The sequence below is a fragment of the Mariniflexile sp. HNIBRBA6329 genome (genome assembly GCF_043558645.1).
Lineage (GTDB): Bacteria > Bacteroidota > Bacteroidia > Flavobacteriales > Flavobacteriaceae > Mariniflexile.
On sequence record NZ_JBIFXS010000004.1, the window covers coordinates 220,049 to 244,987 of the forward strand.

Genomic DNA, 24,939 nt, shown 5'->3' on the forward strand with positions numbered 1-24,939 from the left:
TTTAATGTAATTGTTAAAGTATATGTATTAGATTACTTTTACGTTTACGGCGTTTAATCCTTTTCTACCTTCTTGTAGATCGAATTCAACTGCATCACCTTCACGAATTTCATCGATAAGTCCTGAAATGTGTACGAAATGTTCTTTGTTGTTGTCATCTTCAGTGATGAATCCAAAACCTTTAGAGTCATTGAAGAATTTTACGGTACCTTTACTCATTGTAATTTATTTATAAAAATTTAAGGGACAAAGGTAGTATAATTTTTTACACATCGCTGCTTTTTATTGTTTTTTTTACTTTATCTTTAAATATCTAATTATCTTAGAATCAATTTTTTAATAATTTCTTTTCCTAGTTCTTCATTAAGCATCTTAATTATTTTTTCCTTTCCGTAGCTTAATTCTTCTCTCAATACACTCGAGCTAAGTTGTATATAAAGGGTGTCTCGTTCTAAATTTACAGCGGTGGTGTAGTTGTTAACGCCATTGCCCATTAAATTTGCCCATGCATCGGCTACGTTTACTTTGTTTAAACCTTTTTCTAATTTATTGGTTTCTACAAATTCTTTCAATGCGTCTGATATACTTATATGTTCGTTGTTGCGCTTTGCCATTTTAGTTTTAGTTAATGGGTTTTAGTTGCTGGGTGTTGGTATTCGTTCTTCCTGTTATAATTTAAAAATCTCATAACTTTGGTGTACTTGTTTTACTGCATTTTCAGTACGTTCAGCATGGGTGTCACTTATAAATAGTTGCCCGAAATTTTCATTATCAACTAATTTAATAATTTGTGCCACACGATTTTCATCTAATTTATCAAAAATATCGTCAAGTAATAAAATAGGGTTTACATTACTTTGTGCTTTTATAAAATCGAATTGTGCCAGTTTTAAAGCTATTAAAAATGATTTTTGCTGCCCTTGACTTCCAAATTTTTTAATAGGATGATTTTCAATATTAAAATGTAAATCGTCTTTATGAATGCCTACGCTGGTGTATTGCAAGGTTTTGTCTTTATTGATGTTTTTTAGAAGCAGGTTGTTTAAATTGTCTTCATACAAATCGCTGTGGTAGTTTAGCTCAACCACTTCGTTGCCATTGCTTATAGCTTCATAACGTGCTTTGAAAATGGGGACGAATGTTTGTAAAAAAGCATGGCGTTTTTCAAAAATAACAGTGCCAAAATCGTTTAATTGGTTATTGTAAACTTCTAAAGTATCTTTATTAAAAGTATGGTTTAAAGCGAAATATTTTAGCAGGGCATTGCGTTGCGCCAATATTTTGTTGTAATTTATTAAGTTACTTAAATATTTTTTATCGCTTTGCGAAATGACACTGTCAATAAATTTTCGGCGGGTATCGCTGCCTTCAATAATTAAATCCCTATCGGCTGGCGAAATAATAACAAGCGGTAAAAAACCAATGTGTTCACTAAACTTTTCATAAGCCTTTCCATTGCGCTTAATCACTTTGGTTTGTCCGCGTTTTAAACTTATCACCACCTTTTCAAGTTTGCTTTCCTTTTCATAATCGCCATTAATCACAAAAAAGTCTTCGTCGTGCTTAATATTTTGGGTTGCAACGGGATTAAAATAACTTTTTCCAAAGGATAAATGGTAAATGGCATCCAAAACATTGGTTTTTCCAATGCCATTGTTGCCAACAATACAATTTATTTTATCGTTGAAAGCGAAGGTTTTACTATCGAAATTCTTGTAATTTAGTAATGAAAGTGATTTTAAAATCATAAAAAAGCTAACTTAAACGGTATAAAGAATATGGGACTCTTTAAAAGGATGTGCAAATTATTGAAAAATATCAAATAAATACCCTTTTAGTTATGAAGAAAAATTATATTTTTGCGGCGCATTAATTTTAGACTAAATACATGGCAACTTATAATAAAAGAGGATACAAACCAAAAACAAAAGAAGAAAAGGTAGAAGAAGTAGAACAACATTCTGCTACCGCCGAGGTTTTTAATACACTTGATGAAACGGCATCAAAAACAGAGGATTTTGTTGCAAAGAATCAAAAATACATTTTTATTATAATTGGTGTTGTAGCTGTAGTGGTTTTAGGTTTTTTAGGTTATAAGGAATTTATAGCAAAACCTAAACAAGTAACAGCTATAAACGACATGTTTCAAGCACAAAAATACTTTAACGATGCAGTAAACGGTACTGCTAAAGATTCGCTTTATACCTTGGCTTTAAAAGGTGGTGAAGGGAAGTTTGGAATGCTGGATATTATTAAGGAGCACAGTGGAACACCAGCGGCTAACTTAGCTAACTACTATGCGGGTACCGCTTACTTGAACTTAAAAGATTACAAAAAAGCCATAGAGCATTTAAGTGATTTTGAAAGTGACGATGAAATATTAGCGCCTTTAGCAAAAGGAAACATTGGTGATGCGTTTGCACAATTAAACCAATCTGAAGATGCTTTAGATTATTATGAGCAAGCTGCAGAATTACGTAACAATGAATACACAACACCTATGTATCTATATAAAGCAGGTGCTATTGCGTTAGATTTAGGTAAAGCCGATAAAGCGCTTACATATTTCAACAGAATTAAAGAAGAATATCCAAATTCATCTGAAGCTACAACCATAGACGTATTTATTGGTAAAGCTCAGGTATTGGCAAATAAATAATATGGCTACGGCAAACAAAAATTTATCTGATTACGATAAAACAACAATCCCAAATGCGAGCAAGTTTCGGTTTGGGATTGTTGTTTCAGAATGGAATGATACCATTACCGAAAGGTTATACCAAGGTGCTTACGATGCGCTTATAGAAAACGGTGCATTGCCAAATAACATTATCCGTTGGGATGTTCCAGGAAGCTTTGAGCTTATCTATGGAAGCAAAAAAATGCAACAGCAAATGGTAAATGCCGTAATTGCTATAGGTTGTGTTATTCAAGGAGAAACCAAGCATTTCGATTTTGTTTGTGAAGGTGTTACTCAAGGTATTAAAGACCTAAATGTACTGCACGAAACCCCAGTTATTTTTTGTGTACTTACCGATAATACTATGCAACAGTCCATCGAACGTTCAGGTGGAATACACGGTAATAAAGGTACCGAAGCCGCCATTGCAGCTATTAAAATGGCTGAACTGCGAAAAAACAGTTAGTTATAAAGTAGCAAAGTAGCAAAGTAGCAAAGCAGCAAAGAGACAAAGCTATAAAATGACTGTTACCAAAATTTACTTGGAACTTTGAATCTTTGAATCTTTGAATCTCTGAAGCTTTGATTCCTAGCAACTTCAAATGTTAACATTTTTTATCATTTCAATCTTCGGTTTTTCCCTATTTTTAAGTATTTTTGAGGTATAAGTAAGTATTGACTTTGTTTAAATCACACAAAAATAAAACCTTTAATTATCAATCCCCTTTTTCAAAGAAAAATGAAAATGAGGACAACTTAGACGACGCTAAGAAGGTGGATTTTGTTTCTAAATGGAAACGACAAAGTGAAAGGAGTCGGAAAGTAAAAGGTGTGATGCCAATACGAACACTCATTATAGTTTTGGTATTATTATTGATTTGCATGTATTTGTTAGAAAAAAAATACATGTAACCAAAAACTTAGAAATTATGGGAATTTTAAAACTGAGAAAAAACAAAAAGTTTAATTATACGCCGCGTTATTTTGATGATAAAGGGGAAGGTAACCCGTTTGAAATTAAACATAAGTTTGATGATTTTAGAAAAACCGTTGGAGGCAATACGGGTTTAAAAACTAAAATAGTAAATGCGTTAGACGATTTAAAAAGCAACCCAGATAAACAAGCAGATAGACGTGTTTTAATTATTATTGCTGTATTGGTTTTAATTTTTTTAGCAATTATTGAATTCGATCTATCTATATTTTTTTCCAAATAATTTATGTCAGACATCATACAGCTTTTGCCCGATCATGTTGCAAATCAAATTGCTGCTGGAGAAGTTGTACAACGCCCCGCTTCGGTAGTTAAAGAGTTATTGGAAAATGCTATTGATGCCGATGCCACTATTATAAAACTTATTATAAAAGATGCTGGCAAAACCCTTGTTCAAGTTATAGATAATGGCAAGGGAATGAGCGCCACCGATGCCCGATTGAGTTTTGAGCGTCATGCCACATCTAAAATCCGTACGGCAGATGATTTGTTCCATTTGCATACCAAAGGCTTTCGAGGGGAGGCTTTGGCTAGTATTGCTGCTATTGCCCATGTGGAGTTAAAAACCAAGCAAGAGAATGATGATGTAGGTAATAGCATTGTTATAGAAGGAAGTAATGTGGTATCCCAAGAAGTGGTGGTTACGCCAAAAGGCACTTCAATTTCTGTAAAAAATCTCTTTTTTAATATTCCGGCACGACGCAATTTTTTAAAGTCGAATACCGTGGAGTTACGTCATGTTATAGATGAGTTTCATCGCGTAGCTTTAGCGCATCCCAATATTAGTTTTGCACTTTATAACAATGGAAGTGAAGCTTTTAATTTGCCAATTAGTAATTACAGACAGCGTATTGTTAATATCTTTGGAAACAAAACCAATGAGAAATTGGTGCCTGTTGAAGAAGAAACCGAAGTGTTGAAGATATCAGGTTTTGTTGGGAAACCAGAATTCGCAAAAAAAACCAGAGGCGAGCAATATTTTTTTGTGAATGACAGGTTTATTAAAAGTCCATACTTAAACCATGCTATTGCTTCGGCGTTTGATGGCTTGTTGAAAAACGGAAATCACCCAAGCTATTTTTTAAACTTAGCGGTCGATCCTCAAACCATTGATATCAACATCCATCCAACAAAAACAGAGATAAAGTTTGATGATGAGCACACCCTTTATGCCTTATTGCGTTCGGCTGTGAAGCATAGTTTGGGGCAGTTTAATATTGCACCCGTGCTTGATTTTGAGCGTGATTCTAGTTTGGATACGCCGTACCATTTCAGTAATAAAGAAACTATAACTCCAGTTATTGAGGTGGATAGAAGTTTTAATCCGTTTAAAGAAAATTATTCCTCAGGAAAACAAATTACTGGTTTTAAAAAGCAAACGGTAAATAACTGGGACAGTTTATATGTAGGATTAGAATCGAAAGGTACTAAAACCGATCACGATTTTAGTGAAGTTCATTTTGAAAGTGAAGAAACTACCATGTCAGCTTTTACCGATGATAATAAAATTGAACAAACTAAAATCACCTACCAGCTTCATAATAAATACATTGTTAGTACTATAAAATCGGGTATGTTGGTTATCGACCAGCATCGGGCGCACCAACGAATTTTGTACGAGGATTTTCTTAAGAATTTAACCATTAAGGAAGGAGTAAGTCAGCAATTGTTGTTTCCTTTGGAATTGCATTTTTCTTCACAGGAAATTCAAATCATCCATCAATTAAAAGAAGATTTAGAACATACCGGTTTTGTGTTTTCAAATGTTACTAATGAAACTATTGAAATTACAGGTGTTCCCGTATCGGTTCCAGAAAGTGAAGTGTCCATTATTTTAGAACAATTAATTGGCGATGTTGAAAATGAAGTACCCGATACGCATTTTAGTGCCACTGATTTACTAGCCAAATCGATGGCGAAAAGTTTAGCTATTAAAAGAGGGCAGTCATTACAAAAAGACGAACAAGAACATTTGGTAAATAAGCTGTTTGCGTGTAAAGAGCCCAATGTATCACCTACTAACCGAACAACATTTATTACGATGAGTGTTGACGAATTAGATAAAAAATTTATATAAAACAAAGTGGAAGGTAATTATCGACACCTTGAGTCTTTCGACTACGTTCAAGATAAACTAAAGTCGAAAGGTTTTTTTATTACTTTTTCACTTTATTAGAAAGATTAAAACTATGATGCGAATTTCTGAAACCGTTAAGCATTTAATAATTATAAACGTTTTGATGTTTATTGGAACGTTATTTATTGCAAATGGTGCTTTTTATGAATTGTTTGCTATGTATTTTCCAAAAAACGACTTGTTTAAACCATGGCAAATTATTACGCATATGTTTATGCATGGTGGCGGTTATTTGCAGAATTTAAGCATTACACATTTGTTGTTTAATATGTTTGCTTTGTGGATGTTTGGTTCGCCGGTTGAACATGTTTTAGGCTCTAAAAAGTTTTTGTTTATTTATATTTCTGCTGGGTTAGGTGCTGCTGCATTGCAGTTGGGCTACTATTATTTTCAGTACATTCCTAATTATAACTCTTTAATAGCTTCAGGGTTAAGTTCAGATCAAATTACCCACATGCTTTCTAACAACAAAGTACTTGAAGGTGTTACCCAAGCACAGTTATCCGAATTAAAAAATATTTTTCCCGTTTATAATGCATCAATGGTAGGGGCTTCGGGCTGTATTATGGGTATCATGGCAGCTTTTGGTATGATGAACCCCAATGCGGAACTGATGCTTATATTTTTACCTATTCCTATAAAAGCTAAATATTTTATACCAGGTATTATTATCTTAGATTTAATTTCAGGTATTACGGGACAGTCTTTCTTTAGCCCGAGTAACACGGCGTATATGGCACACGTTGGTGGCGCGCTAACCGGATTTTTTATTATGTGGTACTGGAAAAAAAATCAGTTTAACAAAAACCGTTGGGATTAATGAGTTTAAATAACGACATAAGGTATAAGTTATCTCGTTTAAATGTATTAGAGAAAATTATAGCTGTTAATTTAGTTGTATATGTTTTTGCGTTATTTTTAAAACTGAATTGGTTCGAGCTACCAAGCAACTTAAGCAATTTTGTAGTAAAGCCTTGGGCAATCATTACCTATGCTTTTGTGCATTATGATTTTTTTCATATCCTTTTTAATATGCTTTGGTTGTATGTTATTGGGCGTATGTTTTTAAATTTATTCAGTGCTAAAATGGCTTTGAATATTTACTTTCTCGGGGCCATGTCTGGTGGATTACTATTTATGATATGCTACACCTTATTTCCAAGTATATTTGGTGCTAATTCTAATTTGGTAGGAGCTTCAGCAGCAGTAAGAGCTTTGTTAATTTTTCTTTGTGCTTATATGCCAAACCAAGAGGTTCGTTTTTTTGTTTTTAACATAAAGCTTTGGTATGTTGGATTAGCTATTGTAATTTTAGATATCCTTGGGGTTTTTACAGGTATTAATAATCCTGAAATTGGTAATGCAGGAGGGAATTTAGCGCATTTAGGCGGGGCATTATTAGGCTATTTTTATGCAAAACGATTACTGAAAGGTGATGATATTGGTAAAGGATTTGAACATTTAGTGGATTTATTTGTCAATATGTTTAAACCTTCTAAAAAAGGACCTTTAAAAACCGTTCATAAAAATAAAAGTAAGGTTGGTGGTTATACTAAAGCCGATTTTAACGAGTTTAATAATCAAAAGAAAATTGACGTCATTTTAGATAAAATAAGCAAAAGCGGTTACGATAGTTTAACGGCAGAAGAAAAAGAATTTTTATTCAGGGCAGGGAAGTAGCTTTTCTGAAGTTTGATGACAGGTGACAGATGCTTTTTGTATTCATAATATTTTTATGGAAAAGTTCAAATTTGAAAATCGCTTGAAGAGTTTGTAAATATTACAATGAGTCGTTTCATTTAATGAACATGATGATATCATTTAGAAATAGTTTGAAATAAAATTTTGTTCATAAGCCAGCAATAATCGGTCATCAGTCATCGGTCAACAAATAGAACATGAAAAAACTGAAAGGGATAAATAAAATCATCTACGTCATCAATATTTTGGTTGCTATTGTTCTATTACTAGCTTATGCATTGCCATTTTTGTCACCACGCGCATTTTCAGTGTTATCGGTACTTAGTTTGGGCGTGCCTTTTTTAATTTTATTGAATGTGTTGTTTTTTTTGTATTGGTTAATTGGCATAAGAAAGCAACTTTTCATATCGTTGGTAGCGCTTCTTGTAGGGCAAATGGTTTTTGGTTCCCTTTACAAGTTCTCAGAATCAAAAAAAGTTGAAAATCCGAATAATATAAAAGTGATGAATTTCAATGTACGATTGTTTAATCTGTATGATTGGATTCCTGAAAAAAACATAGAAACCAAAATAGTTGATTTCGTTAAAACCGAAGCACCAGATATTTTGTGTATTCAAGATTACCGCCCGAATCCAAATACTGATTTTTCTTTTTATAAGTACAAGTTTGAAAAAGTGTCAGGAAAAAAAATACTCACGGGTCAAGCCATTTTTTCTAATTTTCCTATTGTCAATTCGGGTTCTTTAGAATTTCCAAATACATACAACAATGCCATTTTTGCCGATGTTGTAAAGGGAAAAGACACGATTAGGGTTTACAACCTACATCTGCAATCGTTAAAAATTGATACCGATGTAGAAAAGCTTAAACAGGAAAGTACTTCCCGTATTTTTAAACAGGTTGAAAATACATTCAAGCGTCAACAATTTCAATCGGAGATATTTTTAGAACATCAAAAACAATGTCATTATAAGATGATTATTTGTGGCGACTTTAATAACACAGCGTATTCTTATGTATACCGAAAAATTAAGGGCAATTTAAATGATTCATTTAAAGAAGCAGGAAATGGTTTTGGACGTACTTATGAATTCAAATTTTTCCCAGTTCGCATCGATTATATTTTTTCCGACAAAGCTTTTTCAGTAAATGGTTTCAAGTCTTACAATCAGCATTACTCCGATCATTATCCTTTAATGGCAACTTTAAGTTTGGATAAAGAATAGTCTACAGTCGCAGTATTCAGTCACAGTTTTTATTCAGAAATCCAAAATACTTACCCGTTAAACTTTTTAACGAAATCACTTTGATTCTTTGAAACTTTGCAACTTGAAATTACATCAAAGCACAATCTACCGTATCAGCAATAATATGGATTACCAAACCCAAACCCACCAAGCGAGACTTCTTAGGGAAGCATAAAAATATATAAAACAAAATCGCTAAACTAGAGTGTAAAGGATGAAACCCTATACTACACCGGTTTGGATCGAAAATAGGGTTTGCCAATAAGTGGTCCAAATCAATCAGCATACCTAAAACCATGATGAGGTAGGCGTATTTCCAATTCTGTTTATAAAAAACCAAAGCAACCGCAAGCGGTAATAAAAAGTGGCAACCGTAATGTGCTACAGTTTGTAACATTATTGAAGGGTTATGGTTTGAGATTCTAAGTAATTAAGTGCGTTTGGCCCTTCATTAAAAAGCAAGTCTAAAATACTTAAATTAGGGATAAATCCGTGCTTATCACTAAAAACCTGGGTGTAAGTATCAAATTGTTGTGGCTGCTCTTTCTTAGCGTTCACTAAGGGCCTAAAATCAGTAGCATTAGCAATCTCCTTTTGATAAATTTTAGATTTTGAAGTCTGTATATCCAATTGCAAGCATTCGCAAATAACCTCGTAACACTTTAAATTATAGTCTAAAATATAATCGGCTTTTATGTTGAATAGCGGTTGAAGTTCATCTTCATAATATTCAAAAAAGGGTGAGGTTCTGTAGGCTGAAAGTAACGATTTCCAATGTAAATCCTGCCATTTGGTTTCATTGAAAATTCTAACATCCCGATATTTTTGTCTGTTTTTCTGCGTATGAACAACAGGAATGTTTAAAGCGAGTTTGCCGTTGGCACTGTAAATATAGCTACGGTTTCGGTAGGTTTGCTTTAAAAAATTATCATCAACCTCAAACATCACATGGTCGGCATTTGCTATGGCAACAAAATGTGCTATGTTTGGAAAGTATGTGGGGTGTAATATAATGTTCATTTGTTCTGTCATTCCTGCGAAAGCAGGAATCTCTTTCATTGAATCTGAATTATTCTAAAATGGATTCCTGCTTTCGCAGGAATGACAATCAACTACTCTTCTTCCTCGCTCTCCATTTGTTAAAACCAATCCATCCTAACAATAATACAAGAAACGGAATAAGGTATGACGTTGCTTTGCCTTCACCACTAACGGTTGTAAAGAAACGTTCCCAACGTGGTTTTTTTCCATCCCAACTCATCCAAATAAATACAGGTTTCCCCACTACGTGGTCGAAAGGTACAAAGCCCCAAGCTCTGGCATCTATGGAATTGTGGCGGTTATCACCCATCATCCAATAATAATTTTGTTTAAAGGTATAGGTAGTGGCTACTTCACCATTGATTAAAATTTGATTGCCTTTTACCTGTAATGTATTGCCCTCGTATTCGGTAATAACACGTTTGTAAAGTGGTAAAACTTTTAAATCAATATTGATGGTTTTTCCTTTTTCTGGTATATATAACGGACCAAAAAAATCTACATTCCAATTATAATTTGGGTCGTGCGGAAAAATATTTGCATCTCTAACACCTTTTTCTTGAATATTTGGTGTGATGCTTACTACGTTAGGATTGTCTTTAAATTTAGCTAAAGCTTCATCTGAAATCGCTGAGAAATAATAGGTGTTTTGGTCGTTTATAATGCCGAAACCATCTGTAATATCATAACGTTCCTTTAGGAAAAGCGGATTGAATTGCGATGTTTTTGGCTGTACGTAGTAGCTAAATTGTAAATGCGCTCTATCTGGTAATTCATTTTTCTTTCCGTTGATGTAAACAAAACCATTGCGAACTTCTAAAGAATCACCAGCAACACCTACACAACGTTTTACTAAATTAGTTTTTTTGTCGATAGGCTTGTAATAATTTCTGTCTGGATGAAAATCGTTCATATCCAACAGTGTATCGGCTGGTTGGTTGAAAACTACAATGTCGTTTCTTTCTATGTCTTCAAACCCAGGAATTCTAAGGTAAGGTAGTTGAAGTTTGTTTTTCCAAGAACTACTTCCTTTATGGTCATCAAATAAATAAGATTTACCACCAAAAGGAATTGGGATCTTTATTCCTTTAATTTTTATTCGTTTTGGAATAGTATCATGCACCATAGGGGCAGCAACGGTTGTCATGGGTACTCTGGCACCATAATGAAATTTGCTAACAAAAAGAAAGTCGCCCACCAACAACGATTTTTCTAAAGATGATGACGGAATGGTAAACGGTTGAATAAAATAGGTGTGAACTATAGTAGCGGCTACAATAGCGAATAATATTGAACTTGTCCAATCACCACTCGTGGATTTAGGTTGTAAACTTCTATTTTCAATGTATTTAACATCGGTGGCATAGTTTAAGTAATAATTATAAAAACCTAAAGTTATAACGGATAAAAAAGTATCTAAATGCGCGTTTTTGCCAAAACTTCTAGCGGTTTCTACCCAAACAACAGCTAGCATAATGAGGTTAACTATGGGTAAAAATAAAAGAATGACCCACCACCACGGACGATTAATGATTTTCATTAAAACAACACCATTATACACAGGTACAAAGGCTTCCCATGCTTGTTTTCCTGCTTTAATGTATAATTTCCAAGTACCTAAACCATGTATTACTTGAATAATTAAGATGAAAATAAACCATTGCATCAAAGTCATAATTCTATTTTATTGATAATTGTCTAATGACAATTGATTAATTATTAGCGTTCAAATTTGCAGTTTTTCTAGATGAAATAAAAATCTTAGTCAATTGATTTGCTTCATTTAACAAAGATTTACAAGTTTCCTCTGGGATTAAGCCCTCATCAATAATAAATTCAATCCAAAAATGGCTTTCATCAACTTCTTCAATAACAATGCTTATTTTAGAAATAAAACTTTTTTTAGATTGTGCAATACAAGTTGCTCTGTAATTAGCCGCTACAGAAGTTGATGATCTTATTAATTGTCCTTTTATATGGTTTCCAAGAAAAGTGTTAGGAAGAGAAATTGAAAGTTTAACACAATCATGTGCAAATATTTTAGTTCTTTCCTTTAAGTTATTAACCATTATTCAATTAACATTAGACATTAAAGGCCTAGCACATCGTTCATAGTAAAAACGCCTGTTTTACCAACAATCCATTCAGCAGCAATTACAGCGCCTAAGGCAAAACCTTGACGAGTATGTGCTACGTGTTCTATAGTAATAGTATCTACCTCACTTTCATAATTAACGGTGTGAGTTCCAGGAACATCTTCAATACGCTTTGCTACAATGGGAATGGTTTTTTCAGCGGCTTCGTCCAATTTCCATGCATCGTAGTTGGCGTTATTTGAGATAATATCATTCGCTAAAGAAATAGCGGTTCCACTTGGCGCATCCAGTTTTTGTGTATGATGGATTTCTTCCATAGATACGTTATACTGTTTTAAAGTGCTCATCATTTTAGCCAAGGTTTTATTAAGCTCGAAAAAGATGTTAACACCTAAACTGTAATTTGAAGCATAGATAAACGCTCCCTTTTTTTCTTTGCACAAAGCAACTGCATTGTCATAATTTTCTAACCAACCCGTTGTTCCAGAAATTACGGGAACGCCGTTGTTTATGCAATTTGAAATATTATTAAAAGCCACCGTTGGAATACTGAAATCAATGGCTACATCGGCTTTTGTAATGTCGTAACCTTCATCATCTTTATCTACGGTTAAAACAACGGTGTGTCCGCGTTTAATAGCAATTTGCTCGATGGTTTTTCCCATTTTCCCGTATCCAAGTAAAGCTATTTTCATTTATTTATAGTTTTAATTTGCAAAATGCCCATTATGGGCTAAAATTTAAAATTTAAAGTTAATCCGAGATTGCTTGTTGCATCAATCTCATTGATTATAAAATGTGGTGCCAAAGATAGGTTTTCATCTACATTATATTGCATTAAATGTGCATCTACATTGGCATCTATAATATTTAGTGCGTAAATACCTAGCGTTACCAAAAGTGAAATCTCTTTGTTTTTTTTATAAAACTTTTGTCCGCGTTGTAAACCATCGGTTGAAACTCGAGGTGTAGTTAATTGATTGCCTTGAGAATCAAAATAAAACTCATCGGTTCTTAAACCTGCTAATCTACTTTTGTAGGCCTCTCTATAGCGGTTGTATTCTTTATTATTGTTTGTGTAGAAATAGATACCAGTTGCCAATCCTCCATAAACAATGGGGATTTTCCAATAACGCTTGTTATAAGCTTGTCCTAAACCTGGTAAAACAGCCGAATAGAAAGCAGCTTTTGCAGGAGAAAGTGGATTGTAGGGGTTTTTAATTTCTACAATAGAGTCAGCTACAATGGCTTCAGATATCTCCCTTTTGTTATCCTTTTTTTCTTGTGCTGTTACCAAGCAGCAAAATATTAGTGAAAATAGAGTAGCTATAAAGAGTTTATTTGGCACCTTCAACTAATTTTTTAATACGATTAAAATCTTCTTCAGAATGAAAAGGAATAGTGATTTTTCCTTTTCCATTCTTAGAGACTTTAACGTCTATTTTATGCCCAAAGTATTCTGAAAATGCTTTAATACCATCTTTTATGTGCGAAGGCGTTTCACCACTATCTTCTTTTTTGGGAGCTACTTTTACTTCTTGAGTGGTATTGTAGTTGCGAACCAAACTTTCAGTATCTCTAACCGATAGTTCGTTTGAAAGCACTTTTTCGTAAATATCTAATTGAATTGTAGGGTCTTCTACCGTAATTAAAGCACGGCCATGTCCCATGGAAATAAAGCCATCGCGCATACCGGTTTGAATAATGGGGTCTAACTTTAATAAACGTAAATAGTTGGTAATGGTAGAACGTTTTTTGCCAACGCGCTCGCTCATCTGTTCTTGCGTTAAATTGATTTCGTCAATTAAACGTTGGTATGATAAAGCGATTTCGATAGGGTCTAAATCTTGGCGTTGAATGTTTTCAACCAGCGCCATTTCTAGCGATTCTTGGTCGTTTGCTATACGTATATACGCAGGTATGGTTTCTAAACCTAATAATTTAGAAGCCCTAAAACGACGCTCACCTGAAACCAATTGGTATTGGTTGAAGCCTAGTTTTCTAACGGTAATAGGCTGAATGATGCCTAATTCTTTTATAGATGAAGCTAATTCACGTAAAGATTCTTCACTAAAATTAGTACGGGGTTGAAATGGGTTAACTTCAATAAATTCAATATCTAATTCAATAATATTTCCCACAACTTTATCAGCATTTTTATCTTGCGCCGATTGAATATCGTTCGCAGGGTCTTTTAAAAGTGCAGATAATCCTCTTCCTAAAGCTTGTTTTTTTATTGCCTTAGCCATATTTAAGCGTTTTTATTGATAATTTCTTTTGCCAAACTTAAGTAGTTAGAAGCTCCTTTGCTAGACGCATCGTAGTTAATAATACTTTCTCCATAACTTGGCGCTTCACTAAGCTTTACATTTCGTTGTATAATGGTTTGAAATACCATGTCGTTAAAATGTTTTTGAACTTCTTCAACCACTTGGTTGGACAATCTTAAGCGTGAATCGTACATAGTTAGCAACAAACCTTCTATGTCTAATTCTGGGTTGTGTATTTTTTGAACACTTTTTATGGTGTTTAAAAGTTTTCCTAATCCTTCCAGTGCAAAATATTCGCACTGTATTGGTATAATTACGGCATCGGCAGCTGTTAAGGCATTTAGTGTTAACAAGCCTAAAGACGGCGCGCAATCAATTAAAATATAATCGTAATCGTCTTTAATTTCTGCCAAAGCTTTTTTTAGCATATACTCTCTAGACTCCTTATCAACTAATTCTATTTCAATAGCTACTAAGTCTATGTGTGCTGGAATGATATCTAAATTAGGTGTTTCTGTTTTTAAAATAGCATCTTTTGCCGAACTAGAATGTTCTAAAAGTTGGTAGGTACCTATTTCAACAGATTCTACATCGAGTCCTATTCCAGAAGTTGCATTTGCTTGAGGGTCAGCATCAATAAGTAATACTTTTTTTTCCAGAACGCCAAGTGAGGCGGCTAAATTTATGGATGTTGTTGTTTTTCCAACGCCTCCTTTTTGATTTGCAATTGCAATGATTTTACCCATTAAATGATTTGGTTTTATGAACGGTAAAAATACAATTATTTATGAGGAATAAAAACTCAAATTATAAACATTGGATTAAATAAAATGAAGAAAAATGAATTCCTTGATTTAGCCAATCAAAATCTCTAAAATCTGTATAGCTGCTTCGCTGATTTTTGTACCAGGGCCAAATACTGCCGTGGCACCGGTATTTAGTAAAAATGGATAGTCCTGTTTGGGTATTACGCCTCCAACAATAACCATGATATCACCACGCCCGTATTTTTTAAGTTCAGCAATAACTTGCGGAACCAATGTTTTATGGCCAGCTGCTTGCGACGAAATGCCTAAAATATGCACATCATTTTCAATAGCTTGTTTAGCTACTTCTTGGGGTGTTTGAAAAAGCGGTCCAATATCTACATCAAAACCAACATCAGCATAACCTGTTGCTACTATTTTAGCACCTCGGTCATGGCCATCTTGTCCCATTTTAGCAATCATGATACGGGGTCTCCTGCCTTCCTGTTTTGCAAAAATATCGGCTAGTTCTTGTGCTTTTTTAAAGGAAGCATCATCTTTTATTTCTTTACTATACACACCAGAAAACGATTTTATTTCAGCTTTATAACGTCCAAATACCACTTCAAGTGCATCGCTAATTTCTCCAAGTGTGGCGCGTTCTCGAGCTGCTTCAATAGCTAAAGCTAGTAAATTTTCTTGTCCTGTACGTGCTGCTTCGGTTAATTTTGATAAAGCTTCGTTAACCTTTTCTGTATTTCTTTTAGTTTTAATGGTTTTTAACCGCTCAATTTGTTGTTTGCGTACAGTTTCATTATCTATTTCAAGTGTTACAATAGTATCTTCTTTTGTAAGCTTGAATTTATTAACCCCCACAATAATATCTTGATTGGAATCGATACGTGCTTGTTTTTTTGCTGCTGCTTGTTCAATGCGCATTTTTGGAATGCCTGCTTCAATAGCTTTGGTCATACCACCTAAAGCTTCAATTTCTTCGATTAAATCCCAAGCTTTTTTAGCTATATCGTGCGTTAATTTTTCAACGTAATAACTTCCCGCCCATGGATCTACGGTTTTTGTTATTTGTGTTTCGTCGCGTAAAAATAGTTGGGTGTTACGTGCAATACGTGCTGAAAAATCGGTAGGTAACGCCATAGCTTCGTCTAAGGCATTGGTATGCAAACTTTGTGTGCCACCAAAAATGGCAGCAGCAGCTTCAATAGTGGTTCTTGCCACATTATTGAAAGGATCTTGCTCTGTTAAACTCCATCCAGACGTTTGGCAATGGGTGCGCAGTGATAAGGATTTTTCATTTTTAGGTTTGAACTGTTTTACCAATTTGGCCCAAAGCATGCGTGCGGCTCGCATTTTGGCAATTTCCATAAAATGGTTCATGCCAATGGCCCAAAAGAAGGAAAGTCGTGGAGCAAAGGTGTCGATATCCATACCTGCATCGAGTCCTTTTCTAACGTATTCCAAACCATCTGCTAAGGTGTAAGCGAGTTCAATATCGCAAGTGGCACCGGCTTCCTGCATATGGTACCCCGAAATACTAATACTATTGAATTTTGGCATGTTTTTACTGCAATATTGAAAAATATCCGAAATGATTTTCATGGATGGCGTAGGTGGGTAGATGTAGGTGTTACGCACCATAAACTCTTTTAAAATATCGTTTTGAATGGTGCCAGAAAGCTGTTCTGATTTTACGCCTTGTTCTTCAGCTGCTACAATATAGAATGCCATAATGGGCAAAACAGCGCCGTTCATGGTCATGGAAACACTCATTTTATCGAGTGGAATTTGATCGAAGAGAATTTTCATATCTTCCACGGAATCAATGGCTACTCCTGCTTTTCCAACATCACCTTGTACACGCTCGTGGTCGCTATCGTAACCGCGGTGTGTTGCTAAATCAAACGCAACGGAGAGTCCTTTTTGCCCTGCTGCTAGGTTACGTTTGTAAAAAGCATTACTGTCTTCGGCTGTTGAGAAACCTGCGTATTGCCTTATAGTCCATGGTTTTTGAAGGTACATGGTGCTATAAGGTCCACGTAGGTATGGCGATATACCAGCGGCAAAATTTATATGTTCTAAATGTTCAATGTCCTGTTTTGAATAAGTTGATTTTACATCAATGCCTTCAGAGGTTGTAAAAGTTTCAAAAGTAGGTTTCTTTTGTCTTCCGTCTTCCGTCTTTAAAATAATATGCTGAAGATTTTTTCTAGACATCATAAAATCATTTTTTGTAAAATAATAACACAGGCTTATTCACTTTTAAGTCTAATCTGCTCTAGATTTTCAGCCAATCGTTTTTCAATAATAGGCTCTATTAATGTTTTTCTTTGATGTGTTTTTACAAATGGATAAAGTTCCAATTCGTTTTTCATTTCATCTTTAGAGTTTGGATGTTTGTTACTGCCCAATAAAATTATTTCGGCAGCATCGAACTGTTGTTGTTCTTTATGGGCACTTTCTTTTATTTTTCGTTGAATGGTGCCTTCTTTTAATTGTTTTAAAAAGCCACCATTGGCTTCAATATCTTTAAATAAACTAAGCGCTTTTTCGGCAAGTTGATGGGTTAAGGTTTCAATATAATAAGCACCATCGGCAGGATTATTTACTGTGTTAAAATAGCTTTCATGTTTCAAAATTAAAAGCTGATTCCGTGCGATGCGCTCGCTAAAAGCATTGGCTTTTTTGTAAATAACATCGTATGGCAAATTGCAAATGGTATCGGCACCACCAAGTACGGCACTCATGCATTCGGTCGTTGTGCGAAGCATATTGGTATTATAATCGTAAATGGTTTTGTTGCGTTTTGTAGGAATGGCAAAAATGTTGCAATTTGGGTTTAATTCATATTCCGAAGCCAATGTGTTCCAAAGCAACCTTAAAGCACGCAGTTTTGCTATTTCAAAAAAGTAATTGGATCCAACCGAAACATCAAAGGTTATTTTTAAATCTTGTTTGGTTTCTTGGTCAAAACTATTGTCAAAAGTATTTAGGTATTCATTGGCATGTGCTAGGGCATAAGCCAATTGTTGCACCATATTGGCACCAGCATTTTGGTATAACGTGGTGTCTACATTAAAAGATTTGTTTTTTTTGACTATTGATTTGAATTTTGAGAAATCATCATTTAAATTTTTGAACCAATTGCCCGTTCTAGCAAGGTTTCCAATAATGTCGGTTTGAATGCTAATTTCGTTTTCAGAAGCGACCTTTCGATTGCGCTTAAGGTAACTTTCGTTTAGTTTGTTTATGAATTCTTCAGAAAGAAATTGAAGTTCAAAAAAAACAGGAATGTTATCAAGGTTTTTAAGTAAATCTGAAACCGGAATATCTGGATTTGGAATGATGAATTTGATGCTTTCTGCACCTCGTTCAATAGATTTTAAAGCTTTTTTATTGGATTTTTCAACGTTAGCTACAAAAATGGTTTGGCAAATGTTCCATTGGGTTGCTTTGGTGTTTGAAACTTCGGGGAGTTCTTTAAAATCTTCAGCATTGTAAAAAGGTTTTACCGAAATATCTTCGTTGCTTTTCCAAATAAGCGTTTCGTTATAGTCAGCGCCGTTTAAATCGAACTGGATTTTTTGTTTCCACTGTTTTGCGGAAACACCATCAAATTCATTAAACAGGCCATTACTCATCTTTATCGGTTTTTAGGCTATCTTCATATTCAATAATATAAATTTCTTCATTGTCACGTTTCATATAATATTCTTCGCGTGCAAATTTCTCCAAACCTTCTTCTGTACTTAAAGTTTTAATGGCCTTATTATCTTTTTCTATTTCTTTTTTATAGTATTCTTTTTCACTTTCTAAAGCATCAATATCAGTATTCAATTCATGATGGATTAACCAGGAATTGGCATCGAAAAAAAGCATCCAAACAATAAATACGGCCAATATAAGTATGAATATATTTTTAAACGGTTTGAATATTTTGTGCTTAAAAAACGTCATTTTACAACGTGTTGTTTATAATGGTTCGAACAATATCTACGGCTACTGTGTTGTGCTTATTGTTTGGTATGATGATGTCTGCGTACTCTTTCATAGGTTCTATAAACTGGTCGTGCATGGGTTTTAATGTGGTTTGGTAACGTGTTAACACTTCATCTAAATCTCTGCCACGTTCTGAAATATCGCGCTTTAATCTTCTTATTAAACGTTCATCGGTATCGGCATGCACAAAAATTTTTATATCGAACATATTGCGTAATTCGGGATGCGTTAAAATTAAAATACCTTCCACAATCATTACTTTTCTAGGGTGCGTTAAAATAGTGTCGCTGGTTCTATTATGTTTAACGAAAGAATAGACGGGTTGGTGTACAGGAAGGCCTTTTTTTAAATCTTTAAGATGACTTTCCAAAAGTTCAAAATCGATAGACTTTGGGTGATCAAAATTTATTTTTATGCGTTCATCGTAACTTAAGTGCGTGGTATCTTTATAATAAGAATCTTGTGAAATAACCCCAACTTCACCTTCTGGAAGTTCGTTAAGTATCTGATTTACAACAGTTGTTTTGCCACAACCTGTCCCTCCAGCAATTCCTATAATAAGCATGTGCAATTTTGTTTTAACCCGTTACAAAGTTAGTTAAAATGAAAGTCAATTAATGGGGCTCTTATTTTATTTTTTGACTTTTGAAACTTCGGCTTCGGTTACTATTTTGTCGTTTTTATTGCCCCAACTATTGGTAATGTAGTTCATAATATCGGCTACTTCATCATCACTTAAACCCAAAGGTGCCATTACACTGTTGTATTTTTTTCCGTTTACGGTAATTTCACCTTGCATTCCAAATTTAATGGCTTTAATGCTTGCTTCTCTGTTTTTTAGAAGATAATCGGAATTTGCCAACGGCGGATACACTTTTTCAACACCCTTTCCGTTAGGTAAATGGCATGATATACAAAAATCGGTGTAGATTTCTTCACCACGTTCCATGCTCGATTTTAAAGCACTGGTTTGAGAATTACTTGTAAATATGATTGAAAGTGTAACAAATAAGGTTAATAGGGTTGATTTCATAGTTTTATAATTAATTTTTAGGGACTATTTTAAAGATACCTTTGCCTTCTACGGCTATGTAAATGTAGCCATCAGGCGCTTGAACAACATCTCTAACGCGACCAATTTTTTCAAACAATTTTTCACGCTTAACAACCTTGCCATTTTTTAAAACAAGACGTTCCAAATATTCGAATTTAAGCGAACCAACTAAAATATTTCCTTTCCAATCGGGGTATTTGTTTGATGTTGCAAACGCCATACCACTTGGTGCGATGGATGGAACCCAATAAAAAACAGGTTGTTCCATGCCTTCTTTTTCAGTAATATCGGTAAAAGAAGTGCCACTATAATTAATACCATAGGAAATAACAGGCCAACCAAAGTTTTTTCCTTTTTGTACAATGTTAATTTCATCGCCGCCTTGTGGACCATGTTCGTGCTCCCAAATGTCTCCTGTTTCTGGGTGCTTTATAAGGCCTTGTGGATTTCGGTGTCCATAGCTATAAGTGGCTTTTTTTGCTTTAGGGGTATTAACAAATGGGTTGTCTTCTGGAATTCTACCATCGTCGTGAAGTCTGTAAATTTTACCGCAGTCTAGCGTAAGGTCTTGCGGATTTATATCACGTTCTCCACGTTCACCAATAGAGAAATATAAATAACCATCATTGTCAAATTCAATACGCGAACCAAAATGCTGCCCCTTTTTTGTATTTGGTTCTGCTTTATAAAGTACTTCTTTTTCAACTAAAGTGTTGTTGTTAATTTTTGCTCGCATAATGGCCGTATTACCTCCATCGCCTTCACCTTCCGCGGAAGCGTAAGAGAAATAAATCCAACCATTAGTTTCATAGTTTGGGTGTAGTTTGATACCCATAAAACCACCTTGACCACGCACATAAATATCGGGAACACCAGCTATCAATTGCTCTTGTCCGTTTTTAAAATGGATAAGTTCACCGGCTTTTTCAGTAATTAGCATGCTGCCATCGGGTAAAAAAGCCATACCCCAAGGGATGTTTATATCTCCAACCACTAATTCTGTTGTATAGTTTAAGGTTTCAGGGTCTAGTGCTTTTATTGTAGATTCCGTTTGCTGCGCGCATGCCATTAAGGAAATTAAAGCTACCGTGAGTATTAAATGAAACTGTTTCATGTTTTTTTTTTGTTTAAATTTAGTTAAAATAGATAACTTATGTTTATTCCGGTGTAATAATTAACAGTGTTACCTGGATAATAATATCTAGGTGCGGTACCACCAAAACCTGTAGCATTAATTAGTATTTGTGATGCATAATGGGTATCAAAAATATTATCTAGCCCAAAATAAGCATTCCATTTAAGGTTTTTGTTTATTTGATGTTTGTAGCCTAATTTGATGTTGGTTAATCTGTAGCTATCGGTAAAAAGCGTGTTGCTATCCGTCATAGGAATACGTCCAACATATTGATAATTAATGGTTGTGTACACGCCTAATTTAGTATCAAAGTCTATACCAGTATTTAAAACTTCTGAAGGTACACCTGTTAGTTTGTTTCCAGAAAAATTATTTCCATCATCAATAAATTCTTTAAATTTAAAATCATTAAGTGTATATGAAAGATAATGGCTTAATGAAATAGCTTCAGATTGTATCCATTGGTATTTTAAAACCATTTCCAAGCCATTGTGCAAGGTTCTTCCAGCATTTATGCCAATAAATTGGTCATCTCCCGTTCTTTTGGCTACTAAAAGATTACGAACATCTAATCGATACAAAGCTAGATTAAATTGTAAACGATTGTTGATGAACGTGGAGCGTGTACCTATTTCAAAATTCCAACCCGTTTCGGGTTTTATGTTGGTGTTTATTAAGCCATCTGGAAGTAAGGTTTCTTCGGTAGAAGGCGGCGAAAAACCATGACTTATATTCGAATATATATTGATGTTATCATTGAAAACATGCGAAATTCCAAATTTTGGAGACACCATGCCTTTGAAACTATACGTTCCCGATTGGTCTGGACCTTCATCCGTTATAAATCGATCCAATAAATCATAAGAAGTTTTGTTGAAATTCAATCCAACGGAAAGTGTGGTTTTTTCCGAAAGACTGTAATTGGTTTCAAAAAAGAGGTTGTAATAGGTTCGTTCTTCTTTAAAATCTGAGAACTTATCGCCTTCAACACTACCGGTTCCTGCGGGAAAATCTTGATACAGGTTTTTGTAGTTTCTCGATTTGTATGAATCTTTAAACAGCTCGCCACCAAGTGTCCAATTTAGTTTTTTAAAAGTGCCTAAAACACGACTTCTGATGCCAATGGCAGCGGTGTTTTCAGTAAGAATATCAAAAGGTCTTGGTTCATAAGCATCTTTAAAAGAAGTGAAAATGCTGGTTATTTGTTTTGTGTTGCTGCTGTATTGATGATTCCAGGAAAGCCCCAAAATACCGCGTTTAGAATCTTCATAACCCTTAGCTTGTGCCCAAGTGAAAGCGGCTTTTTTAGGATTGTTTAGGTAGTCATTTTCATTAATGGAACTGGGTATGAAACCTTTTAAATCTACGTAGCTACCTAAAAGCGTGATGTCATCTTTATTGCTTAAAAAATGGTTAGTGTTAATAGTAACTGTTTGCCGGTCATAATTATTGTTATCTCTATATCCGTCGCTATGTGTGTTACTGTGAATAACACGAAAACTATGTTTTTTAGCGCCATGATTTACATTAAAAACACTTTTCATGAGTCCAAAAGATCCCAAAGATACATCACTTTGTACCGATGTTTGATTTAGATAAGCACTTTGAGGTATTAAATGAATGGTGCCGCCAAGTCCCGCACCATAAATACTAGAACCAGCACCCTTAATAATTTCCAAACGCGATATAGAACCTAGTTCAAAATCTTCAATGGTTGTTTCTCCGTTTCCCGAAGTCAAAGGAATATCTTGAAAGTAAGCTCTGATTTTTGAAGTGCCATACAGATTTCTGGATCCAATACCCCTAATCGAAATTTTATTGGTGTTCAAAGCACCCGATTGCATGAAAACACTGGGAACTCTGTTTAAAATATCAAGAACATTTGTTGTGTTGCTGCGTTCTATGTCTTTAGAAGTGATAATATCTATGGTTGTGTTTGCTTTTTGTAGGTTTTGGGGAATATGATTTGCATTTACTAAAACCTCTTTTAAGTTTGAAGGATTTATTTCTAATTGAATAATATAGAAACCGGTATTTAGCTGTTCACTTTTTTCTTGGTAACTTGTTTTTGAGAATTGATAATTACCAGCTTCTTGCAATTCAAATTCACCTAAATTATTTGAAATGTAAATGGTGTTGTTTAGTGTGTTTTTAATTGTTACGTTAGCAATAGGAGTTTTGGTTTCGCTATCAATAATTTTGCCTTTTAGAAGCGCTTGTGAATACGCATGCGTGAGACTAATAAAAAAAATACTCAAAAAGAATATCTTTTTCAAGATGAGGGAATTTGGTTGGATCATTATTTGTTTTGAAAAGTTTAGGTCGCTTTGTATTTAACAAGTAAATATAGATTTTTTAAAATTAAATAAAATATTTAGTTAGTATATTGTATAAAAAAGTATATTTGCATCCCGTTAGAACAAAACTAACTACGTGGTGTAGTCTCTCGACAAGTTCGAGATAAACTAAACTACCAATTTTAATTTTTTCGGGGTGTAGCGTAGCCCGGTTATCGCGCCTGCTTTGGGAGCAGGAGGTCGCAGGTTCGAATCCTGCCACCCCGACGAACTTAGTGATAAGTTAAGCTAAAATACTGTTAATCTTTTGATTTTTAGTGTTTTTTTTTATGTATTTTATTTGAAATCAAATAAAATTAAAAAACCTCAATAAAAAGATGTGCAATTAGGTGTGCACACTTTCACTAAAATTGTTTTAAATTTAAGAAGAGGATAGGGGGCAAAGTGAGCCACTTGCGGGTGAAAATGAGCATAGCAAAGTAAGTGCTCAAAATCGATTCATTTGTAGTTAAATTTAGTGTTTGTTTTCAATTTTTTATTGCAATTCTAGTCAATCAATGATCTATTTGTATTCAGTTGCTATATGGGACTTTCTTATGTGGATGTTATGCATTTAACAGCAAGTCATTTAGTCTATGGCGCCATAAAAAGAATCGTGAAAGTTTTTAATTTATTCCATGTATGAAGCAATTCAACTCCTTCAGTCCAACCATGTCCAGCATTAGGGTATAAAGTAAATTCGTTAATCACCCCAAGTGAGTTTAATTGGTCTCTTAATCCAGTTCCTTGAGTTACAGGAACAAGTGGGTCTTGGCCACCATTAAAGAGTATGGTAGGAGGTGAGGAGGCGTTAGCTCTATGTAATGGACTTATTTCTTTTAAAAACTCAGGACTTGTATTTACACCATAAATGCTTAAAAGCAGTTTAAGTTCGGGGTTGGTTGCGTTTATATAGGCATCATCGGTAAAATTAGTAGGGCTTACAATACCTGCAACCATTTTAATATTCTTTTGTGTGTCAAAGGCATAACTCCATAGTAAAGCCAAATGACCACCAGCACTAGTACCTAAAAATCCAAATTCATCAGAAATCACATTATTTTCTTTATTCTTTTTTAAATGATTGATAACAGCTGTAATGTCATTAATTTGCATTGGAAAAGGTGGATTGTTTTGGTCTGCCAATCTGTAATTAATTGAAACTATTGCAAGATTAGGAAAATCCTGTTTATACAAATCTTTTAATATTTCCATGTCACTTTTGTCGCCAGAAATCCAACCACCACCATGAACTAAAATCATGACTTTAGTATTTGAGTTTCTGTCTTTAGGTAGATATATGTCATATACCTGTTTACTATCAGTACCATAAGAAACATTAAGGATTTCTTTATAAGGAATTGAAGTGTTTTCAATAATTTCTACACTTTCAGTTGAGCATGATAACAACATGATAAAAATAATACTGCTTATGAATATTTTTTTTTGTGGCTTCATAGAATTGAGTTTTTTTAATTGATTATTAAT

At 34.3% G+C, this 24,939-nt stretch carries 26 protein-coding genes and 1 tRNA gene; 8 read left to right on the top strand and 19 right to left on the bottom strand.

Translation table 11 applies throughout. The features are described 5' to 3' along the window. Positions 1 to 27 precede the first annotated feature (27 nt). From ACGK9U_RS07645 to recF, 3 genes are all read right to left on the bottom strand, one after another. Positions 28 to 219: a cold-shock protein gene (locus ACGK9U_RS07645; RefSeq protein ID WP_034044451.1), complete on the bottom strand. Its 192-nt coding sequence runs from the start codon at positions 217 to 219 to the stop codon at positions 28 to 30. 98 nt (positions 220 to 317) lie between these two features. Next, positions 318 to 614 carry a DUF721 domain-containing protein gene (locus tag ACGK9U_RS07650; RefSeq protein ID WP_394465775.1) on the bottom strand — a complete coding sequence of 99 codons (297 nt, stop codon included), beginning with the start codon at positions 612 to 614 and terminating at the stop codon, positions 318 to 320. A 54-nt stretch (positions 615 to 668) separates the two neighbouring features. After that, positions 669 to 1,748, bottom strand: a complete 1,080-nt coding sequence (gene recF / locus ACGK9U_RS07655) for a DNA replication/repair protein RecF (protein WP_394465776.1) — start codon at positions 1,746 to 1,748, stop codon at positions 669 to 671. Positions 1,749 to 1,888: 140 nt separating this feature from the next. Here recF and ACGK9U_RS07660 point away from each other — a divergent pair, with 140 nt between their 5' ends. From ACGK9U_RS07660 to ACGK9U_RS07690, 7 genes are all read left to right on the top strand, one after another. After that, positions 1,889 to 2,659 carry a tol-pal system YbgF family protein gene (locus ACGK9U_RS07660; protein WP_394465777.1) on the top strand — a complete coding sequence of 257 codons (771 nt, stop codon included), beginning with the start codon at positions 1,889 to 1,891 and terminating at the stop codon, positions 2,657 to 2,659. Between the two features lies 1 nt (position 2,660). After that, a complete protein-coding gene (gene ribH / locus ACGK9U_RS07665) occupies positions 2,661 to 3,146 on the top strand; it encodes a 6,7-dimethyl-8-ribityllumazine synthase (RefSeq protein ID WP_394465778.1) in 486 nt (161 codons plus the stop codon). A gap of 463 nt (positions 3,147 to 3,609) precedes the next feature. Further along, positions 3,610 to 3,897, top strand: a complete 288-nt coding sequence (locus ACGK9U_RS07670; protein WP_394465779.1) for a riboflavin synthase subunit beta — start codon at positions 3,610 to 3,612, stop codon at positions 3,895 to 3,897. Between the two features lie 3 nt (positions 3,898 to 3,900). Next, the gene (mutL, locus tag ACGK9U_RS07675; RefSeq protein WP_394465780.1) at positions 3,901 to 5,751 is read left to right on the top strand and encodes a DNA mismatch repair endonuclease MutL; all 1,851 of its coding nucleotides are present in this window, start codon (positions 3,901 to 3,903) and stop codon (positions 5,749 to 5,751) included. Between the two features lie 112 nt (positions 5,752 to 5,863). Further along, positions 5,864 to 6,631, top strand: a complete 768-nt coding sequence (locus ACGK9U_RS07680) for a rhomboid family intramembrane serine protease (protein WP_394465781.1) — start codon at positions 5,864 to 5,866, stop codon at positions 6,629 to 6,631. Next, positions 6,631 to 7,491, top strand: coding sequence for a rhomboid family intramembrane serine protease (locus ACGK9U_RS07685; protein ID WP_394465782.1), 861 nt, complete (start codon positions 6,631 to 6,633; stop codon positions 7,489 to 7,491). Before ACGK9U_RS07680 ends, ACGK9U_RS07685 begins: the two co-directional genes overlap by 1 nt. Before the next feature lie 218 nt (positions 7,492 to 7,709). Continuing rightward, entirely contained in the window at positions 7,710 to 8,738 is a 1,029-nt protein-coding gene (locus tag ACGK9U_RS07690; protein ID WP_394465783.1) for an endonuclease/exonuclease/phosphatase family protein, read from the top strand. Between the two features lie 109 nt (positions 8,739 to 8,847). Here ACGK9U_RS07690 and ACGK9U_RS07695 read toward each other — a convergent pair whose 3' ends face one another. The 15 genes from ACGK9U_RS07695 to ACGK9U_RS07765 form a co-directional block, all read right to left on the bottom strand. Next, the gene (locus tag ACGK9U_RS07695) at positions 8,848 to 9,156 is read right to left on the bottom strand and encodes a DUF6122 family protein (RefSeq protein ID WP_394465784.1); all 309 of its coding nucleotides are present in this window, start codon (positions 9,154 to 9,156) and stop codon (positions 8,848 to 8,850) included. Next, entirely contained in the window at positions 9,156 to 9,779 is a 624-nt protein-coding gene (locus ACGK9U_RS07700; RefSeq protein WP_394465857.1) for a WbqC family protein, read from the bottom strand. Before ACGK9U_RS07700 ends, ACGK9U_RS07695 begins: the two co-directional genes overlap by 1 nt. A gap of 88 nt (positions 9,780 to 9,867) precedes the next feature. Further along, positions 9,868 to 11,475, bottom strand: a complete 1,608-nt coding sequence (lepB, locus tag ACGK9U_RS07705) for a signal peptidase I (RefSeq protein WP_394465785.1) — start codon at positions 11,473 to 11,475, stop codon at positions 9,868 to 9,870. 37 nt (positions 11,476 to 11,512) lie between these two features. Then, positions 11,513 to 11,869, bottom strand: a complete 357-nt coding sequence (locus ACGK9U_RS07710; protein WP_394465786.1) for a four helix bundle protein — start codon at positions 11,867 to 11,869, stop codon at positions 11,513 to 11,515. A 20-nt stretch (positions 11,870 to 11,889) separates the two neighbouring features. Beyond that, positions 11,890 to 12,591 (bottom strand): 4-hydroxy-tetrahydrodipicolinate reductase, encoded by a 702-nt coding sequence (gene dapB, locus ACGK9U_RS07715; RefSeq protein ID WP_394465787.1) that lies wholly within the window; start codon positions 12,589 to 12,591, stop codon positions 11,890 to 11,892. A gap of 38 nt (positions 12,592 to 12,629) precedes the next feature. Next, entirely contained in the window at positions 12,630 to 13,244 is a 615-nt protein-coding gene (locus tag ACGK9U_RS07720) for a DUF5683 domain-containing protein (protein ID WP_394465788.1), read from the bottom strand. After that, a complete protein-coding gene (locus tag ACGK9U_RS07725; RefSeq protein WP_394465789.1) occupies positions 13,234 to 14,145 on the bottom strand; it encodes a ParB/RepB/Spo0J family partition protein in 912 nt (303 codons plus the stop codon). The genes ACGK9U_RS07720 and ACGK9U_RS07725 overlap by 11 nt, the downstream gene beginning before the upstream one ends. Positions 14,146 to 14,147: 2 nt before the next feature. Next, the gene (locus ACGK9U_RS07730) at positions 14,148 to 14,912 is read right to left on the bottom strand and encodes a ParA family protein (RefSeq protein WP_394465790.1); all 765 of its coding nucleotides are present in this window, start codon (positions 14,910 to 14,912) and stop codon (positions 14,148 to 14,150) included. Positions 14,913 to 15,020: 108 nt separating this feature from the next. After that, positions 15,021 to 17,144, bottom strand: coding sequence for a methylmalonyl-CoA mutase (gene scpA / locus ACGK9U_RS07735; RefSeq protein ID WP_394465858.1), 2,124 nt, complete (start codon positions 17,142 to 17,144; stop codon positions 15,021 to 15,023). 35 nt (positions 17,145 to 17,179) lie between these two features. After that, positions 17,180 to 18,568, bottom strand: a complete 1,389-nt coding sequence (locus ACGK9U_RS07740; RefSeq protein ID WP_394465791.1) for a methylmalonyl-CoA mutase subunit beta — start codon at positions 18,566 to 18,568, stop codon at positions 17,180 to 17,182. Then, entirely contained in the window at positions 18,561 to 18,884 is a 324-nt protein-coding gene (locus ACGK9U_RS07745) for a septum formation initiator family protein (RefSeq protein ID WP_394465792.1), read from the bottom strand. The genes ACGK9U_RS07740 and ACGK9U_RS07745 overlap by 8 nt, the downstream gene beginning before the upstream one ends. A 1-nt stretch (position 18,885) precedes the next feature. Continuing rightward, positions 18,886 to 19,491: a uridine kinase gene (udk, locus tag ACGK9U_RS07750; protein WP_394465793.1), complete on the bottom strand. Its 606-nt coding sequence runs from the start codon at positions 19,489 to 19,491 to the stop codon at positions 18,886 to 18,888. 66 nt (positions 19,492 to 19,557) lie between these two features. Continuing rightward, positions 19,558 to 19,959, bottom strand: coding sequence for a c-type cytochrome (locus ACGK9U_RS07755; protein WP_394465794.1), 402 nt, complete (start codon positions 19,957 to 19,959; stop codon positions 19,558 to 19,560). 10 nt (positions 19,960 to 19,969) lie between these two features. Then, positions 19,970 to 21,094: a PQQ-dependent sugar dehydrogenase gene (locus tag ACGK9U_RS07760; protein WP_394465795.1), complete on the bottom strand. Its 1,125-nt coding sequence runs from the start codon at positions 21,092 to 21,094 to the stop codon at positions 19,970 to 19,972. Positions 21,095 to 21,117: 23 nt separating this feature from the next. Beyond that, the gene (locus ACGK9U_RS07765) at positions 21,118 to 23,373 is read right to left on the bottom strand and encodes a TonB-dependent receptor domain-containing protein (RefSeq protein WP_394465796.1); all 2,256 of its coding nucleotides are present in this window, start codon (positions 23,371 to 23,373) and stop codon (positions 21,118 to 21,120) included. 231 nt (positions 23,374 to 23,604) lie between these two features. Between ACGK9U_RS07765 and ACGK9U_RS07770 the strand changes: the two genes are divergently transcribed. Next, positions 23,605 to 23,679 (top strand) — tRNA-Pro (locus tag ACGK9U_RS07770). A gap of 366 nt (positions 23,680 to 24,045) precedes the next feature. Here ACGK9U_RS07770 and ACGK9U_RS07775 read toward each other — a convergent pair. Then, the gene (locus tag ACGK9U_RS07775; protein WP_394465797.1) at positions 24,046 to 24,909 is read right to left on the bottom strand and encodes an alpha/beta hydrolase fold domain-containing protein; all 864 of its coding nucleotides are present in this window, start codon (positions 24,907 to 24,909) and stop codon (positions 24,046 to 24,048) included. Positions 24,910 to 24,939: the final 30 nt, after the last annotated feature.

Excerpts from the sequence above, each read along its gene's own strand:
- ribH (WP_394465778.1), top strand. The coding sequence starts at position 2,661 with ATGGCTACGGCAAACAAAAATTTATCTGATTACGATAAAACAACAATC.
- lepB (WP_394465785.1), bottom strand. The coding sequence starts at position 11,475 with ATGACTTTGATGCAATGGTTTATTTTCATCTTAATTATTCAAGTAATA.
- dapB (WP_394465787.1), bottom strand. The coding sequence starts at position 12,591 with ATGAAAATAGCTTTACTTGGATACGGGAAAATGGGAAAAACCATCGAG.
- ACGK9U_RS07745 (WP_394465792.1), bottom strand. The coding sequence starts at position 18,884 with ATGACGTTTTTTAAGCACAAAATATTCAAACCGTTTAAAAATATATTC.
- ACGK9U_RS07700 (WP_394465857.1), bottom strand. The coding sequence starts at position 9,779 with ATGAACATTATATTACACCCCACATACTTTCCAAACATAGCACATTTT.
- ACGK9U_RS07775 (WP_394465797.1), bottom strand. The coding sequence starts at position 24,909 with ATGAAGCCACAAAAAAAAATATTCATAAGCAGTATTATTTTTATCATG.
- ACGK9U_RS07710 (WP_394465786.1), bottom strand. The coding sequence starts at position 11,869 with ATGGTTAATAACTTAAAGGAAAGAACTAAAATATTTGCACATGATTGT.
- ACGK9U_RS07650 (WP_394465775.1), bottom strand. The coding sequence starts at position 614 with ATGGCAAAGCGCAACAACGAACATATAAGTATATCAGACGCATTGAAA.
- ACGK9U_RS07755 (WP_394465794.1), bottom strand. The coding sequence starts at position 19,959 with ATGAAATCAACCCTATTAACCTTATTTGTTACACTTTCAATCATATTT.
- scpA (WP_394465858.1), bottom strand. The coding sequence starts at position 17,144 with ATGTCTAGAAAAAATCTTCAGCATATTATTTTAAAGACGGAAGACGGA.
- ACGK9U_RS07730 (WP_394465790.1), bottom strand. The coding sequence starts at position 14,912 with ATGGGTAAAATCATTGCAATTGCAAATCAAAAAGGAGGCGTTGGAAAA.
- ACGK9U_RS07670 (WP_394465779.1), top strand. The coding sequence starts at position 3,610 with ATGGGAATTTTAAAACTGAGAAAAAACAAAAAGTTTAATTATACGCCG.
- ACGK9U_RS07725 (WP_394465789.1), bottom strand. The coding sequence starts at position 14,145 with ATGGCTAAGGCAATAAAAAAACAAGCTTTAGGAAGAGGATTATCTGCA.
- ACGK9U_RS07660 (WP_394465777.1), top strand. The coding sequence starts at position 1,889 with ATGGCAACTTATAATAAAAGAGGATACAAACCAAAAACAAAAGAAGAA.
- mutL (WP_394465780.1), top strand. The coding sequence starts at position 3,901 with ATGTCAGACATCATACAGCTTTTGCCCGATCATGTTGCAAATCAAATT.
- ACGK9U_RS07690 (WP_394465783.1), top strand. The coding sequence starts at position 7,710 with ATGAAAAAACTGAAAGGGATAAATAAAATCATCTACGTCATCAATATT.
- udk (WP_394465793.1), bottom strand. The coding sequence starts at position 19,491 with ATGCTTATTATAGGAATTGCTGGAGGGACAGGTTGTGGCAAAACAACT.
- recF (WP_394465776.1), bottom strand. The coding sequence starts at position 1,748 with ATGATTTTAAAATCACTTTCATTACTAAATTACAAGAATTTCGATAGT.
- ACGK9U_RS07685 (WP_394465782.1), top strand. The coding sequence starts at position 6,631 with ATGAGTTTAAATAACGACATAAGGTATAAGTTATCTCGTTTAAATGTA.
- ACGK9U_RS07645 (WP_034044451.1), bottom strand. The coding sequence starts at position 219 with ATGAGTAAAGGTACCGTAAAATTCTTCAATGACTCTAAAGGTTTTGGA.
- ACGK9U_RS07695 (WP_394465784.1), bottom strand. The coding sequence starts at position 9,156 with ATGTTACAAACTGTAGCACATTACGGTTGCCACTTTTTATTACCGCTT.
- ACGK9U_RS07680 (WP_394465781.1), top strand. The coding sequence starts at position 5,864 with ATGATGCGAATTTCTGAAACCGTTAAGCATTTAATAATTATAAACGTT.
- ACGK9U_RS07740 (WP_394465791.1), bottom strand. The coding sequence starts at position 18,568 with ATGAGTAATGGCCTGTTTAATGAATTTGATGGTGTTTCCGCAAAACAG.
- ACGK9U_RS07760 (WP_394465795.1), bottom strand. The coding sequence starts at position 21,094 with ATGAAACAGTTTCATTTAATACTCACGGTAGCTTTAATTTCCTTAATG.